At 68.3% G+C, this 14,456-nt stretch carries 15 protein-coding genes; 3 read left to right on the top strand and 12 right to left on the bottom strand.

Annotated elements, in window-relative coordinates; genetic code table 11:
- Nucleotides 1-12: 12 nt before the first annotated feature.
- Nucleotides 13-1,449 (top strand): WS/DGAT/MGAT family O-acyltransferase, encoded by a 1,437-nt coding sequence (locus BST28_RS02275; RefSeq protein ID WP_065287506.1) that lies wholly within the window; start codon nucleotides 13-15, stop codon nucleotides 1,447-1,449.
- Between the two features lie 7 nt (nucleotides 1,450-1,456).
- On the opposite strand, the gene lpqB is transcribed toward BST28_RS02275, so the two are convergent.
- The 9 genes from lpqB to BST28_RS02230 form a co-directional block, all read right to left on the bottom strand.
- Nucleotides 1,457-3,211 carry an MtrAB system accessory lipoprotein LpqB gene (gene lpqB, locus BST28_RS02270; protein ID WP_020425501.1) on the bottom strand — a complete coding sequence of 585 codons (1,755 nt, stop codon included), beginning with the start codon at nucleotides 3,209-3,211 and terminating at the stop codon, nucleotides 1,457-1,459.
- Entirely contained in the window at nucleotides 3,211-4,860 is a 1,650-nt protein-coding gene (mtrB, locus tag BST28_RS02265; RefSeq protein ID WP_019737851.1) for an MtrAB system histidine kinase MtrB, read from the bottom strand. The genes lpqB and mtrB overlap by 1 nt, the downstream gene beginning before the upstream one ends.
- A gap of 22 nt (nucleotides 4,861-4,882) precedes the next feature.
- Nucleotides 4,883-5,569 (bottom strand): two-component system response regulator MtrA, encoded by a 687-nt coding sequence (gene mtrA / locus BST28_RS02260; protein WP_019737852.1) that lies wholly within the window; start codon nucleotides 5,567-5,569, stop codon nucleotides 4,883-4,885.
- A 51-nt stretch (nucleotides 5,570-5,620) separates the two neighbouring features.
- A complete protein-coding gene (locus BST28_RS02255) occupies nucleotides 5,621-6,250 on the bottom strand; it encodes a dTMP kinase (protein ID WP_065287507.1) in 630 nt (209 codons plus the stop codon).
- 93 nt (nucleotides 6,251-6,343) lie between these two features.
- The gene (gene ahcY / locus BST28_RS02250) at nucleotides 6,344-7,801 is read right to left on the bottom strand and encodes an adenosylhomocysteinase (RefSeq protein ID WP_083079712.1); all 1,458 of its coding nucleotides are present in this window, start codon (nucleotides 7,799-7,801) and stop codon (nucleotides 6,344-6,346) included.
- A gap of 76 nt (nucleotides 7,802-7,877) precedes the next feature.
- The gene (gene alkX, locus BST28_RS02245) at nucleotides 7,878-8,483 is read right to left on the bottom strand and encodes a TetR family transcriptional regulator AlkX (RefSeq protein WP_029249643.1); all 606 of its coding nucleotides are present in this window, start codon (nucleotides 8,481-8,483) and stop codon (nucleotides 7,878-7,880) included.
- Nucleotides 8,484-8,503: 20 nt separating this feature from the next.
- A complete protein-coding gene (locus tag BST28_RS02240) occupies nucleotides 8,504-8,686 on the bottom strand; it encodes a rubredoxin (protein ID WP_083079710.1) in 183 nt (60 codons plus the stop codon).
- Nucleotides 8,683-8,853 carry a rubredoxin gene (locus tag BST28_RS02235; protein ID WP_083079707.1) on the bottom strand — a complete coding sequence of 57 codons (171 nt, stop codon included), beginning with the start codon at nucleotides 8,851-8,853 and terminating at the stop codon, nucleotides 8,683-8,685. Before BST28_RS02235 ends, BST28_RS02240 begins: the two co-directional genes overlap by 4 nt.
- The gene (locus BST28_RS02230) at nucleotides 8,853-10,097 is read right to left on the bottom strand and encodes an alkane 1-monooxygenase (RefSeq protein ID WP_083079705.1); all 1,245 of its coding nucleotides are present in this window, start codon (nucleotides 10,095-10,097) and stop codon (nucleotides 8,853-8,855) included. The genes BST28_RS02235 and BST28_RS02230 overlap by 1 nt, the downstream gene beginning before the upstream one ends.
- A gap of 228 nt (nucleotides 10,098-10,325) precedes the next feature.
- On the opposite strand from BST28_RS02230, the gene BST28_RS02225 reads away from it, so the two are divergent.
- Nucleotides 10,326-11,240 carry an alpha/beta fold hydrolase gene (locus tag BST28_RS02225; RefSeq protein ID WP_019737798.1) on the top strand — a complete coding sequence of 305 codons (915 nt, stop codon included), beginning with the start codon at nucleotides 10,326-10,328 and terminating at the stop codon, nucleotides 11,238-11,240.
- Between the two features lie 8 nt (nucleotides 11,241-11,248).
- Complete coding sequence (locus BST28_RS02220; protein ID WP_083079703.1) at nucleotides 11,249-11,644, top strand: PaaI family thioesterase; 396 nt, start codon at nucleotides 11,249-11,251, stop codon at nucleotides 11,642-11,644.
- 75 nt (nucleotides 11,645-11,719) lie between these two features.
- Here BST28_RS02220 and BST28_RS02215 read toward each other — a convergent pair whose 3' ends face one another.
- Genes BST28_RS02215 through BST28_RS02205 form a run of 3 tightly spaced genes read right to left on the bottom strand, consistent with a single transcriptional unit; the run spans nucleotide 11,720 to nucleotide 14,390 of the window.
- A complete protein-coding gene (locus BST28_RS02215; RefSeq protein ID WP_083079702.1) occupies nucleotides 11,720-12,145 on the bottom strand; it encodes a tautomerase family protein in 426 nt (141 codons plus the stop codon).
- A 38-nt stretch (nucleotides 12,146-12,183) separates the two neighbouring features.
- Nucleotides 12,184-13,782, bottom strand: coding sequence for a UbiD family decarboxylase (locus tag BST28_RS02210; RefSeq protein ID WP_083079700.1), 1,599 nt, complete (start codon nucleotides 13,780-13,782; stop codon nucleotides 12,184-12,186).
- Nucleotides 13,779-14,390 carry a UbiX family flavin prenyltransferase gene (locus BST28_RS02205; protein ID WP_083079698.1) on the bottom strand — a complete coding sequence of 204 codons (612 nt, stop codon included), beginning with the start codon at nucleotides 14,388-14,390 and terminating at the stop codon, nucleotides 13,779-13,781. Before BST28_RS02205 ends, BST28_RS02210 begins: the two co-directional genes overlap by 4 nt.
- Between the last annotated feature and the right edge of the window lie 66 nt (nucleotides 14,391-14,456).

Below are 14,456 nucleotides of genomic sequence, written 5' to 3'. Positions count from 1 at the left end.
GAGGTCCGCATCATGGAGCAACTGACCACACTGGACGCCGGTTTCCTGGAGGCCGAGGATTCCGATCCCCATGTCAGCCTGGCCATCGGCGGGCTGGTCGTGTTGGAGGGGCCACCGCCGGACTACGCCACGCTGGTCTCCACGCTGGGCGCGCGGATCAGCGCCTGCCGGCGCTTCGGTCAGAAGCTGCAGGTGCACCCGCTCGACCTGGCGCCACCGCGGTGGGTGCCCGACCCCGACTTCGACATGGGCCATCACGTGCGGCGGGTCGCCCTGCCGCATCCCGGCGGCGACACCGAACTGTTCGGCTTCGTCGCCGACCAGATGGCGCGCCGGTTGGACCGGGACCGGCCGCTGTGGCACATCTGGGTGATCGAGGGCCTGAGCCAGGACCGGTGGGCGATGCTGGTCAAGGTTCACCACTGCGTCGGTGACGGCATCGCGACCTCTCACCTGTTCACCGGGTTGTGCGATGAAAGCGGCGCTTCCGGCGAAGGGGTCACCAGCTTCGTCGACAATATTCGCGGTTCACGCGAAACCCATTCGGGCATACTGCATTTCGGACTCGACACGCTGAATCCCGCGAACTGGGCGGCCGAGCTGTGGAACACCTCGACTGCGGTGGGCGCCGCGGCTCTGCGGGCCGCCCGCGGCACCGTCGAGCTGTCGGCCGGGCTGCTGCGCCCGAGCACCCCCACCTCGTTGAACGGGCCGATGAGCGCGATGCGCCGGTACAGCTCGGCCAAGGTGGCCCTGGCCGACGTCAACCAGATCTGCCAGGCGTTCGGCGTGACCCTCAACGACGTCGCGTTGGCCGCCCTGACCGAGGCCTACCGGGGCATGCTGGACCGCCGTGGCGAACACCCCCGGCCCGAAACATTGCGTACCCTGGTGCCGGTGTCCACGCGGGGCGGCGACGCCGTCCGCGTGACGGACAACCGGGTGTCGGTGATGCTGCCCTACCTGCCGGTCGAGGAAGAGAACCCGGTGCGACGGCTGAGGCTGGTGCACTCGCGGCTGAACCGAACCAAGTCCACCGGCCAGCACCAGGCCGGCAGCGCCTTCGTCTCGGCGGCCAATCACCTCCCGTTCCCCCTCACCGCCTGGGCGGTGCGGCTGTTGACGCGGCTGCCTCAGCAGAACGTCACCACGCTTGCGACCAATGTGCCGGGCCCGTCGCAGAGCCTGCACATCCTGGGCCGCAACGTGCTCGATGTACTCCCGGTGCCGCCGATCGCGCTGCAGTTGCGCACCGGGGTGGCGATGCTCAGCTACGCCGGAAGTCTGTCCTTCGGGATACTGGCCGACTACGACACCATGCCCGACGTCGACGAATTCGCGCACAGCATCGAAGCCGCGGTGGCTCGCCTGGTGGGCGCCGCCAAGCGGCGCCAGAACGTCTCGGAGCGCGCCGAACGCCGGCGGCTGTCGCTGATCGTCAGCGGATGAGCCAGGGCTAACCGGGCAGCACCGGCACCGCCCCACCGACCATGAACGGGCCCACCGGTGACCAGCTCTGTTCGTCCTCGGCCCGCGACGACGACAACGCCAACACCCCGCGCGGATCGGCCACATAGACCGTGGAGGGGTCGGCGACGATCGTCGACACCGGCAGCTGCAGATTGCCGTTGGGCGCATCGGAGTTCACCCCGTCGATGTTGACGTAGGACACCGGGTGCTTGGGGTCGGAGCGGCTGACCACGATGTCGTCGCCGGTGCGCCAGCTCAGCGACACCACCGAGGAGCCGAGCCCGAAGCCCAGCCGGCGCGGATAGCTCAGCACGAACTGGCCCGCCGGGGTCTGCTCGACACCGGCCAGGATCACCTGCCCGCCGATCACCATGGCGGCCCGGGTGCCGTCGCGGGACAGCTGCAGTTCGCTGATCGGGCCGGGGAACCTCGCGTTGATCGCCCCGGAGTCCACCGGAATCCGGGCCGGGCGGCCGGTGGCCACCTCCTGGATCGCGCGAAGCACGTTGTTGCCGTCGACCACGACCCACACCGCTTCGTCCAGCGACCAGCTGGGCCGGGACAGGGTGTGGCCCTCGGCCGCCTGCACCGCCTCACCGCCGAGGTCTCCGATCCACAGGGTGGCCTCCGGGTCACCGGGATGCACCACCACCGAGGCCACCTGGCGGCCGTTGCGCGACAACGCGCACGACTCCTGATCGGGTTCCCGGCCGAACGCCCCGGGCACCCGGTTGGCCTGCTGGCCGTCCAGCACCAGCAGCGATCCACCGACCAGCGCGTGAATCCCGGCCCCGGCCCCGTCGGAGGCGCCCGGGTCGGTGGTGGCCACATCGGAGGTCGTCCAGCCGTCCGGGAACCGGTCGTCGAGCGCCGCACCGTCGGCGGTGATCACGTAGGGCCCCTTGATGTCCGCCCGGGCCAGTGTCCAGATCAGTTGGGCGGCAAGCAATTGCCTGCTGTTCGGGTCGGTGGTCGACAGGCTGTCCAGGTCGATCTTCGCCCCACCGTAGCCGCGGCCCACCCCGCTCTTGCCGCCGTCGGCGCGGGTCACCGGCCCGCGCAGCCGCAACGGTGCCGCCAGCAGGTTGCGCACGCCGGCCATCTCCGGGCGGGGGCCGGCGATCAGCTTGGACACCAGTTCGGTGGCCAACTGGTCGGGGTCGGACACCGCGACGTAGCGCGGGTCGGGCACCACCGTCTTGCCGGTGGGGTCGACGAAATACAGCGTGTTGCGCTTGTAGGTGGCCTGGAACTGCTGCCAATCCAGGAAGACCCCGTTGGGTAGCCGGTCGATGCGCCAGCCGTCGGAGGTCTTGAGCAGTTCGATCGGCTCCGGGGGCGGCAGCGCGCCCTCGGCGGTCTCGAACACCCCCATGTCCGACAGCGAACCCAGCATGTCGGCGCGCATGGTGACCGCAACCCGGTCGGCACTGCGGGTTTCGACGAACACCACGTTGTCGATCAACAGCGCACTGCCGGCGTCGTCCCAGGCATCCGACGCCGACTGGGTGAGGAACTGCCGTGCCGCGCGGTGCCGGTTGGCCGGGTCGGCGGTCGCCTTGAGGAATTCGCGCAGCAGCACATCGGGGTCCATCCCCGGGGTAGGTTTGGGCAGCACCGTCGGCGGCGGCGCCTGCACCGTGCCGATCGCCTGCGGCGCCGACGTGCTGGGCACTCCGGCGCAGCCCGCCAGCGCAACAGTGGCGGCGAGCATCAGCGCCACGACGCGGAGCCGGCGCATCACCCGCTCCTTTCGGCGTGTTCGCGCGCTCGCTGCCGACGTTCCCGACGCTCGGCGGCGCTCACCGGCTTCATCGGCAGCGGGCTGGTCGTGACCTTGTGCCCGCGCACCAGTGGCAGGGTGAGCCGGAAACAGGCGCCCTTGCCGGGCTCACCCCAGGCCTCCAGCCGGCCCTGGTGCAGGCGAGCGTCCTCGACGCTGATCGCCAGGCCCAGCCCGGTCCCCCCGGAGCGCCGCACCCGCGACGGGTCGGCACGCCAGAACCGGCTGAACACCAGCTTCTCCTCCCCCGGCCGCAGCCCCACCCCGTGGTCGCGGACCGTGACGGCCACGGTGTCGGCGTCGGCACCCATCCGGATCACCACCGGCTTGTGTTCGGCGTGGTCGATGGCGTTGGCGATCAGATTGCGCAGGATGCGTTCCACCCGGCGCGGATCGACCTCGGCGATCACCCCTTGGTCGGGCATGTCCACCTTGAGTTCGACGCCGGCGTCGGCGGCCAGATGGCCCACGTTGTCCAGCGCGCTCTTGACCGTCGAACGCAGGTCCACCGACTCCACGGACAATTCGGCCACACCCGCGTCGTGCCGGGAGATCTCCAGCAGGTCGTTGAGCAGCGACTCGAACCGGTCGAGCTCACTGACCAGCAGCTCGGTGGAGCGCCGCAGCGAGGGCTCCAGGTCTTCGCTGTGGTCGTGGATCAGATCGGCGGCCATCCGCACCGTGGTCAGCGGGGTGCGCAGCTCGTGGCTGACGTCGGAGGTGAATCGGCGCTGCAGATTGCCGAACTCCTCGAGCTGAGTGATCTGCCGTGACAGGCTCTCGGCCATATCGTTGAACGACACCGCCAGGCGCGCCATGTCGTCCTCACCGCGCACCGGCATCCGTTCGGACAGATGCCCTTCGGCGAACCGTTCGGCGATCCGCGAGGCCGACCGCACCGGCAACACCACCTGCCGCGACACCAGCAGTGCGATGCCGGCCAGCAACACCAGCAGCACCAGTCCCCCGGTGGCGATGGTGCCCCGCACCATGCTGATCGTGTTGCGCTCGGTGCCCAGCGGATAGATCAGGTAGAGCTCCAGGTTGGTGATCCGCGACGTCGTCGGCGTTCCGATCACCAAGGCCGGGCCGGAGAACCCCTCGACATGCACCATGGCGTACTGGTAGCTGACCTGGCCCGCCTTGACGAATTCGCGTAGCGCGACCGGCACCTGGTCGACCGGGCCGGCGGTGGTCGCCGCGCGCGGGCCCTCGCCGAGCACCACCAGCACCGCGTCGAACGCGCCCGCGATTCCGCTGCCGGCGGCCGGATCGGTTTTGCTCATCAGCGTGTTACGGGCCAGCTGCAGGCTCGAGGTCAGCGAACGGGCTTCCTCGCCGCCGACGATGCCGCCGGCCGTGATGCGGGCCCGTTCGATCTGCTCGGTGGCCGCCCGGACCTTGACGTCGAGCACCCGATCGGTGATCTGACTGGTCAAGACGAACCCGAGCGCCAAGATGACCGCCGCCGACAGCCCCATCGTCAGGGCCACCACCCGCAGCTGCAGCGAACGTCGCCAGGCGAGCTGGACCGCGCGGCGCAGTGTGTTGACCCCGAGCAGCAGCGGGCCCGACCGACGCGGGCGCCGTCTGGAACTGAAGATCACCGACGCCGCTCCCCGGCGGGGATCACGGAGGTCCGGCCTTGTAACCCACTCCTCGAACGGTCAGCACCACGGTCGGGTTCTCCGGGTCTTGCTCCACCTTGGCCCGCAGGCGCTGAACATGCACGTTCACCAGCCGGGTGTCGGCCGGGTGCCGGTATCCCCAGACCTGTTCGAGCAGCACTTCACGAGTAAACACCTGGCGGGGCTTGCGTGCCAGGGCCACCAGCAGGTCGAACTCCAACGGAGTCAGGGAGATCTGCTCACCGGCGCGGCTCACCTTGTGCGCCGGCACGTCGATGTCGATGTCGGCGATCGAGAGCATCTCGGCCGGCTCGTCGTCGTTGCGGCGCAGCCTCGCGCGCACCCGGGCCACCAGCTCCTTGGGTTTGAACGGCTTCATGATGTAGTCGTCGGCGCCCGACTCCAGCCCGAGCACCACGTCGACGGTGTCGGTCTTGGCGGTGAGCATCACGATCGGCACGCCGGAGTCCTTGCGCAGCACCCGGCACACGTCGATGCCGTTCATGCCGGGCAGCATCAGGTCCAGCAGGACCAGATCGGGCCGCAGCTCGTGCACCGCGGTGAGCGCCTGGGTGCCGTCACCGACGACCGCGGTGTCGAAACCCTCCCCACGTAGCACGATGGTGAGCATCTCGGCCAGCGAAGCGTCGTCGTCGACGACGAGAATCCTTTGCCTCATGGCGTACATGGTGTCACCCGATCGTGACAAAGTCCTGCTATCACACGCGCGTTTCGCAGGTTAACCGCGCAGAACGCCGGCCAGCTCGGCCGCCGCGACGGTCGGACCGGCCAGCTGCCAGCGCCCCCCGAACCCGGCCCGGGCCAGCCCGCGATACACCTGCCCGGTCCGGCGCTGCAGGCCGTCGTCGCGTTCGTAGCTGTCGCGGGCCCGGGTGGTGTCGTGCGCCTCGCGGTTCCGGGCCCGCTCGGCGGCCAACTCGGCGGGGACATCCAGCAGCACCTGCCAGTCCGGCACGGGCAGCCCGAGCCGCTCGAATTCCAGCTGCCGCACCCAGCCGACCACCGCGCCGTCGGCGTCCTGATGCAGGCGGGCGGCACTGTAGGCGGCGTTGGAGGCCACATACCGGTCCAGGATCACCACGTCGTAGCCGCTGCGCAGGGCGGCGATCTCGTCCTTGGCGCCGGCGCGGTCCAGCGCGAACAGCAGTGCCATCGCGTACACCGAATCCGCCAGATCGCCGTGCTGCCCCCGCAGCGCCTCGGCGGCGACGTCGGCGGTCAGCGAGACGCCGTAGCGCGGGAACGCGCAGGTGGTCACCGACTTCCCGGCGGCCTCGAACGCCGCGCGCAACCCCTGGGTCAGGGTGTTCTTGCCGGCGCCGTCAACGCCCTCGATCGCGATCAGCACGCGCCGAGCCTAATCCGGCGCGCAGACGCAGAATCGCACACATGGGTATCCCATGGTGCGATTCTGCGTCTGCTCGGGCTAGGGAGCCGGAGATCAGTACCGGTAGTGGTCCGGCTTGTAGGGGCCTTCGACGTCGACGCCGATGTACTCGGCCTGCTCCTTGGTGAGCTTGGTCAGGGTGCCGCCCAGGGCCTCGACGTGGATGCGGGCCACCTTCTCGTCCAGGTGCTTGGGCAGCCGGTAGACCTCGTTGTCGTACTCGTCGCCCTTGGTCCACAGCTCGATCTGGGCGATCACCTGGTTGGAGAAGCTGTTGCTCATCACGAACGAGGGGTGCCCGGTGGCGTTGCCCAGGTTGAGCAGCCGGCCCTCGGACAGCACGATGATCGACTTGCCGGTGTCCGGGAAGGTCCACACGTCGACCTGCGGCTTGACGTTCTCCCGGATGGCGCCGGAGGTCTCCAGCGCAGCCATGTCGATCTCGTTGTCGAAGTGGCCGATGTTGCCCAGGATGGCCTGGTTCTTCATCGCCTTCATGTGCTCGAGGGTGATGATGTCCTTGTTGCCGGTGGTGGTGATGACGATGTCGGCGTCGCCGATGGCCTGCTCGACGGTCTGGACGTCATAGCCCTCCATCAGCGCCTGCAGGGCGTTGATCGGGTCGATCTCGGTGACCGTCACCCGCGCGCCCTGGCCCTTGAGCGACTCCGCGGAGCCCTTGCCGACGTCGCCGAAGCCGCACACCAGCGCCTTCTTGCCGCCGATGAGCGCGTCGGTGCCGCGGTTGATGCCGTCGATCAGCGAGTGCCGGCAGCCGTACTTGTTGTCGAACTTGCTCTTGGTGACCGAGTCGTTGACGTTGATCGCCGGGAACACCAGCTCACCGGCGGCGGCCAGCTGGTACAGGCGCAGCACACCGGTGGTGGTCTCCTCGGTGACACCCTTCACCGACGCGGCGATCTTGGTCCACTTGGTCTTGTCGGTCTCGAAGCGCTCACGCAGCGTGTTCAGGAAGACCTTCCACTCGTGCGAGTCGCCGTCCTCGGCGGGCGGCACCACGCCGGCCTTCTCGTACTGGGCGCCGCGCAGCACCATCATGGTGGCGTCGCCACCGTCGTCGAGGATCATGTTGGCCGGCTCGCCCTCCCAGGTCAGAGCCTGCTCGGCGCACCACCAGTACTCCTCCAGGGTCTCGCCCTTCCAGGCGAAGACCGGGGTGCCCTTGGGCTCCTCGGCGGTACCGTGCGGACCGACGACGACCGCGGCGGCGGCGTGGTCCTGGGTGGAGAAGATGTTGCAGGACGCCCACCGCACCTCGGCACCGAGCGCGACCAGGGTCTCGATGAGCACGGCGGTCTGAATCGTCATGTGCAGCGAGCCGGTGATGCGGGCGCCCTTGAGCGGGTTGACGCCGTGGTACTCCTGGCGCAGCGCCATCAGGCCGGGCATCTCGTGCTCGGCCAGCCGGATCTCCTTGCGGCCGAAATCGGCCAGCGACAGGTCGGCAACCTTGAAGTCGATGCCGTTGCGGCTGTCCGCGGTCAAACTCATCAGTGCGCCCCCGTAGGTTCGGTGAAATCAGCTCCGCTACAAGCTACCGGCGAACGTCCGGGACGGCTCGGGCGGGTCAATCGACGTCGATAACCCCGTAGGCCTCGGCCGCCGGAGTGAACAATCGGGCCAGGTCAGCTGCCACATCATGGTCGGCTTCGGGAGGCATCGAGACATAGCTCATGGCCAGCCGGACGATGGCCCGGGCCAGGATGCCGGCGTCTTCCTCGCTGGCCTTGACCCAGCTGTGCATGAACGACGACGTGAGCCGCTGCGAGCAGCGGGTGATGATCGGCCCGCTGTCGGTGGTGATGATCTGCAGCAGGTCCGGTTTGGCGACACCGGTCAGCAGCGAGATCACCAGCGGGTCGGCGGCCGATTCGGTGAAGAAGGACCGGAACCCTTCCAAAAAAGCGGCGTGGACGTCGCCCACGTTGCCGTAGATGGCGCCCTCGACGGCGTCAACGAGCCGGTCGGCCAATCGGATCGCGTAGCCCTGCGCCAAGCCCTGGCGCGAACCGAACTCGTTGTAGATGGTCTGCCGGCTGACCCCGGCCGCCGCGGCGACGTCGGCCAACGTGATCGACGACCAGTCCCGGCTGGTCAACAACTCCCTCATCGCCTCGAGCACCGAGTCGCGCAACAGCGCCCGGGATGCCTCGGCGTAGGGGATGCGTTTCACCACCGCGAGATTAGCGGGTGTCACGGCCGCACGACTTCAACCATCTCGAAATCCGCCTTGGCCGCGCCGCAGTCCGGGCAGCTCCAGTCCTCGGGGATGTCCGCCCAGCGGGTACCGGGGGCGATCCCGTCCTCAGGCCAGCCCGCCGCCTCGTCGTATTCGAAGCCGCACTGCAGACACCGGAACAGTTTGTAGTCGCTCACGTCGTCTCCTCACGTTCGAAATCCGGCTTCTCGCGGACCGCACAGTCCGGGCAGCACCAGTCCTCGGGAATCTGCTGCCAGGTAGTGCCGGGCGGGAATCCTTCGCGTGGCGCGCCGAGCGCCTCGTCGTAGACGTAGTCACAGCCCGGGCACCGGTAGGCCGCCATCACGCCGCTGCCTGCTCGGGGGCGATGGTGGCGTAGCGGCGCAGGATCTTCACCCGCCGGCGCGGCTCGATGTTGACCAGGGTGATGTCGCCGCCGTAGTGCTGCAGCACCCGGTGGTCCATCAGCCTGCGCCACAGCGGCGGGAAGTAGGTCAGCCCGATCAGCGAGGCGTATCCGCTGGGCAGGTTCGGCGCCTGCTCCATGCTGCGCAGGGTCTGGTAGCGCCGGGTGGGGTTGGCGTGGTGATCACTGTGCCGCTGCAGGTGGTAGAGGAACAGGTTGGTCACCAGATGGTCGGAATTCCAGCTGTGTTCGGGCGTGCAGCGTTCGTAGCGGCCGTTGGCGCGGGTCTGGCGCAGCAGGCCGTAGTGCTCGATGTAGTTCACCGACTCCAGCAGGGAGAATCCGTAGACGGCCTGGATGACGACGAATGGGATCAGCGCCGGGCCGAACACCGCGATCATCACGCCCCACAGCAGTACCGACATCAACCACGCGTTGAGCACGTCGTTGGAGATCCGCCAGGGCCCCTTGTCCAGCCGGCGCAGCCGCGCGGCCTCCAGCTGCCAGGCCGAACGCACCCCACCGAAGACACTGCGCGGCAAGAACTCCCAGAAGGTCTCACCGAACCGGCCCGACGCCGGGTCCTCGGGGGTGGCCACCCGTACGTGGTGGCCGCGGTTGTGCTCGATGTAGAAGTGCCCGTAGCAGCTCTGCGCCAGGGTGATCTTGGACAGCCAGCGCTCCAGGCTCTCCTTCTTGTGCCCCAGCTCGTGGGCGGTGTTGATGCCGACACCACCCAGGGCGCCCACCGACAGCGCCAACCCGATCTTGGCGAACCAGCTGAGCGACCCCTCGACGCCCAGCCAGCTCAGATCGGTTGCGGTGAACAGGTAGGCGCCCAGCACGACGCTGGCGTACTGGCACGGGATGTAGGCATACGTGCAGTACCGGTAGTACCGGTCGTTCTCCAGCGCGGTCATCACCTCGTCGGGCGGGTTCTGCCCGTCGGCGCCGAACCGCAGATCCAGCGCCGGCAGCAGCACGTAGATCAGGATGGGCCCGATCCAGAACGGCACCTGCGCGGCCGTGTGCCAGCCGAACCGGTTCAGCGCCCACACGAACGGCAGCATGGTGAAGATCAGCGTGGGGGCGATCAAGCCCATCAGCCACAGGTAGCGCTTCCTGTCGCGCCACACCTCCGCGCCTGCCGCCGCAGTGCCCGTCTGCGCCGTTGCCGCCATCCGCGCCCCTCCTTGTGAGTTCGACCACCGTCGCGGATGGACATTACCGTGTGGTTCGTCGGCTGTCTAGACATTTGACCGTATTTTGTCCACGAGACAGATGGTGCACCGGCTCGCTGCGCCGGTCCACCGCCAAACGGCGGCCCGGCCCCGGGCCGCGCCGCGCACACCATCCGGGCCTGCCACCGGGGTGTGACCCAGCTCCCAGGTCCATGCCACACTCAGGGCATGGCTTACGCGATCGCCCGCCCGCAGATCGAGGGCAACATCGCCGTCGGTGAGGACCGTCAGCTCGGCTTCGCCGAGTTCGGCGCGCCGCAGGGCCGGCCGATGTTCTGGCTGCACGGCACCCCCGGCGCCCGCCGCCAGATCCCGGTCGAGGCACGGATCTACGCCAAGGAGGCGAATATCCGCTTGATCGGCGTGGACCGGCCCGGTATCGGTTCCTCGACGCCGTATCAGTACGAGACGGTGTCCCAGTTCGCCGATGATCTGCGCACCGTGGCCGACACGCTCGGCATCGACAAGATGGCGGTCATCGGCCTGTCCGGTGGGGGCCCTTACACGCTGGCGTGCGCCGCGGCGATGCCCGGGCGGGTGGTGGCCGCCGGGATCCTCGGCGGCGTCGCCCCGGCGGTAGGCCCCGAGGCCATCGACAGCGGCCTGATGACGCTGGCCCGCATCGCCGAGCCGGTGCTGCAGCGCGCCGGGCGCCCGATCAGCATTGTGGCCACCGGGCTGATCCGGATGATCCGGCCGGTGGCCGAACCGGCGCTGGAGCTCTATGCGCTGATCTCCCCGGAGGGTGACCGCCGGCTGCTGGGCCGGCCGGAGTTCAAGGCGATGTTCCTCGACGACCTGCTCAACGGGGCCCGCAAGCAGCTCGCCGCGCCGATCGCGGACGCCGTGCTGTTCGCCCGGTACTGGGGCTTCCGGCTCGACGAGGTGAAGGTGCCGGTGCATTGGTGGCACGGCGACGCCGACCACATCGTGCCGTTCGCCCACGGGGAACACGCCGTCTCGCTGTTGCCCGACGCCCGGCTGTATCCGATCCCCGGGGAGAGTCATCTCGCCGGCCTCGGGCGCGCCGAGGAGATTCTGCGCACCATGTCCGAGGCCTGGGACCGCGCCGAGGCGCGCTGACCGACACGATGACCGCACCCCAATCGATCCGGGAGCTCTTCGCCCAACTCGGCCTGCAGGAGGTGCCGTCGGCCGAGGGCACCCTGACCATGGAGATGCCTGTCGACGAGCGGGTGGTCAACACCGCCGGCGGCCTGCAGGGCGGGTTGATCGCCACCATGGCCGACGTGGCGGCCGGGCAGCTCGCGGCCCGCAGCACGACATTCGGCAACCACATCGCCACCACCGACCTGTTCATCCGCTACCTGCGGCCGATCAAGATCGGGCCGGCCCGGGCCGTCGCGGTTATCCTGCGCACCGGCCGGCGCTCGGTGGTGGTCCAGGTCGACATCTACCGAGGCAACGACGACGAGCTCGCCGCCACCGCGACGGTGAACTTCGCCGCCATCGACGTACCGGGGTGAGCTCCGGCACCGCCGATCAACCGCGGACGGCGGCGAGAACGGTTTCGAGTTCGCGGTGTCGTAGATCGATATCGGTCATGTCGAGGTTTTTCCCACCAGTACGGCGCGGTTGGCCTCCAGCCACAGTTGTTCCGCACCGGGCTCGGGCAGGATCGCCCCCGCCTCCATCGCGTTCGCGGGATCGACCTCGGTCAGCACAACCAGGATCTCGGCCTCCGACTGCCCGGTGGCCTGTGCACACATCCGGGAGAGTTCACCCAGCATCGCCTGCCGTTTCGGTAGCTCACGTCCATGGCGGATCAGACCGAAGATGTAGGAGTAGGCGGCCGGCTGGCCCGCAACGAAGCAGTCGCCGTCCGGGATCTCGTGGAACAGCACGTTGACGTAGCGCCTGGGAGCCCCGGTCGTGCGCGTGTGAATGTCGGTTATCCCTTCGGCGACAGCGGTTTTCGCCGACCTGCTCAACAGACCTGCGGGGCTGAAGCATCGGTAGACGGGCATGATGTTCTCCGATCGAAAGCGTTGCCGGTCCAAGTCGCCTAGACCTGTGGAAAGCGTTTGCTGAGTTGTTGCAGGGTGAGTCGTTCGCGGCCCCCGTCATCGAGGTAGGGGATGCCGATGCCGTATTCGGACCAGCGGGCGGCGATTCGGGCTTCCAGTTCGGGGCTGAGCCGGTCGGTGGGCGGGAAGCGACGTCCGCCCCAGATGGGTCTGGGGTCGATGTCCCAGCTGCGGGTGGCATCGATGAGCACCCGCGTCCATTCGCCGGTGCCGTATTTGTTGGCGTCGTTGCGCTCCGGTGCGGTCGACGGGTCCAGCGAGGACCCGAGGCCCGGCCCGAAGAAGGCGATATCACCGCGACCGGCATTGACCCGGTAGGACAGCGCCCAGTCCAGGGCGACGGGGTCGTGGATGTCGATGTCTTCCTCGACGACGATGACGTTCTTGTGAAACCACATCGAGCCGCCGGTGCCCCACAGCGCGGAGGCGATCTGCTGGGCGTGGCCGCGGTAGCGTTTCTGGATCTGCACCACGGTGTTCTGGCCGTTGGTGACCTCGCTCATCCACAGGTCGGTGATGCCGCCGATACCCAGATCGTCGAGCACATTCCAGGTGATGGCCGAGCGGGCGAAGTTGACGATGCTGTCCTCGTTGAGCATCCCGGGGCGGATACCCTCCAGGGTGCCGCGCAGCACCGGGTCGTCGCGGTGGGTGATGCGGGTGACGCGCAGCACCGGTGCCGGTGCGGCGTCGCCGATGAAGCCGGGATACTCGGCGAACGGGCCCTCCATGGCAAAGCTCGCCGGGTCCGGATCGATGTAGCCTTCCACGACGATCTCGGCGGTCGCCGGCACATGCAGTGGCACGGTCTGGCAGGCCACCAGATCGACCGGACGGCCCAGCAGGGCACCCATCATGTCCCATTCGCAGATGTTCTTCGGGAATGGGCTGCCCGCGCAGAACGGCAGCACATCGTGCCATCCGTACACGATGGCAACCGGCATCGGCTCCGGTTTGTACTCGGCCATGTGCCCACCCCAACCTTGGCTGGGGACCAGCAGTTTGGCGATCTTGTCGCGGTCGACGATCATGCCCCGATACAGGCCGATGTTGTCGCGGCCGGTCACTTTGTCCTGGGTGATGACACCGCAGAAGGTGTCGAGATAGCGGCCGCCGTCCTCGCCATGCCATTTGGGTACCGGCAACTCGTTCAAGTCGATGTCGGCGCCGTCGATGACGTTCTGCTGGACCGGGCCGGTCTCGACGATGCGCGGCGCGAGGGGATTCTTGAAGGCCTCGCGAAGGTGCGCCACGATCGCCGAATCACCGGTGCCCTCGGGCAGGCCCAGCAGCAACTGGACCTGGCGTCGGCTGCCGATCGCGGACGTCAACAGCTTGGTGCACCACGTGTTCTCGTGGCCGATGATGTTCTCGAACAGCAACGCCGGCCCGCCCAGGCACAGGTTGGCGCGGGTGATCGCCCCGATCTCCTCATCCCAGTCCACCGGGACGCTGATACGGCTCAACTGCCCCGCGGCCTCCAGGGTGGCCAGCCAACTGCGCAGATCAGGACCCGGGTGCTGCCCGATCGGCCCGCTGTCGGGCCCGGTGGCGGTCGGGTGTGTGGTGGTGGTCATTTCGTGGTCCTGACAATCGCCAGGCCGGCTTCGCCGGTGCTGCTCGGATGCCGCGCGCCTTTCCACCGGTCGATCAGCGAATGCTCGATCCCGAGCTGATCGATGACCCGGCCGACCACGTGGTCGGTCACCTCCTCGACCGAACCCGGCCGGGAGTAATAGGCCACCGTCGGGGGAAAGATCACCGCACCGGCGCGCGCCAGGTAATGCATGTTGTCCAAATGGATTTCGCTCAGCGGCGCCTCGCGGGCCACCAACACCAGCTTGCGGCGCTCCTTGAGCGTCACATCGGCTGCCCGGGTGATCAGGTTGTCGCTGAAGCCGATCCGGATCGCACTCAACGTCTTCATGCTGCACGGACACACGACCATCCCATCGGTGCCGAACGAGCCACTGGAGACGGCCGCCGCGAGATCACGAGCACTGTAGGTGTGGGTAGCAAGATCCCGGACCTGCTGAACACTGAAATCGGTCTCGATCTTGATCGTCGCCCGCGCCCACTCACTGAGCACCAGATGCGTCTCGACACCAAGCTGGCCCAACACCTCCAGCAGACGAATACCCAATGCCGCACCGGTCGCCCCGGTCATCGCAACTACCAAGCGCATCATCGGCCTCCTCTTTCTGTCCGCTGCTGACCAGGATGTTGCGCACCAGGCAGGCCTCGCATCCGC

Source organism: Mycolicibacter kumamotonensis (assembly GCF_002086285.1).
GTDB classification, from domain to species: Bacteria; Actinomycetota; Actinomycetes; order Mycobacteriales; family Mycobacteriaceae; genus Mycobacterium; species Mycobacterium kumamotonense.
The sequence above is the reverse complement of the archived record's forward strand: the minus strand, read 5'-3'. Positions and strand labels throughout refer to the sequence as shown.

What these genes read in the sequence shown, in the direction of transcription:
- ahcY (WP_083079712.1), bottom strand. Translation starts at nt 7,801, where the DNA reads ATGAGTTTGACCGCGGACAGCCGCAACGGCATCGACTTCAAGGTTGCC.
- BST28_RS02215 (WP_083079702.1), bottom strand. Translation starts at nt 12,145, where the DNA reads ATGCCCGTCTACCGATGCTTCAGCCCCGCAGGTCTGTTGAGCAGGTCG.
- lpqB (WP_020425501.1), bottom strand. Translation starts at nt 3,211, where the DNA reads ATGCGCCGGCTCCGCGTCGTGGCGCTGATGCTCGCCGCCACTGTTGCG.
- BST28_RS02210 (WP_083079700.1), bottom strand. Translation starts at nt 13,782, where the DNA reads ATGACCACCACCACACACCCGACCGCCACCGGGCCCGACAGCGGGCCG.
- BST28_RS02230 (WP_083079705.1), bottom strand. Translation starts at nt 10,097, where the DNA reads ATGGCGGCAACGGCGCAGACGGGCACTGCGGCGGCAGGCGCGGAGGTG.
- BST28_RS02205 (WP_083079698.1), bottom strand. Translation starts at nt 14,390, where the DNA reads ATGCGCTTGGTAGTTGCGATGACCGGGGCGACCGGTGCGGCATTGGGT.
- BST28_RS02235 (WP_083079707.1), bottom strand. Translation starts at nt 8,853, where the DNA reads ATGGCGGCCTACCGGTGCCCGGGCTGTGACTACGTCTACGACGAGGCG.
- BST28_RS02225 (WP_019737798.1), top strand. Translation starts at nt 10,326, where the DNA reads ATGGCTTACGCGATCGCCCGCCCGCAGATCGAGGGCAACATCGCCGTC.
- mtrA (WP_019737852.1), bottom strand. Translation starts at nt 5,569, where the DNA reads ATGTACGCCATGAGGCAAAGGATTCTCGTCGTCGACGACGACGCTTCG.
- BST28_RS02275 (WP_065287506.1), top strand. Translation starts at nt 13, where the DNA reads ATGGAGCAACTGACCACACTGGACGCCGGTTTCCTGGAGGCCGAGGAT.
- BST28_RS02220 (WP_083079703.1), top strand. Translation starts at nt 11,249, where the DNA reads ATGACCGCACCCCAATCGATCCGGGAGCTCTTCGCCCAACTCGGCCTG.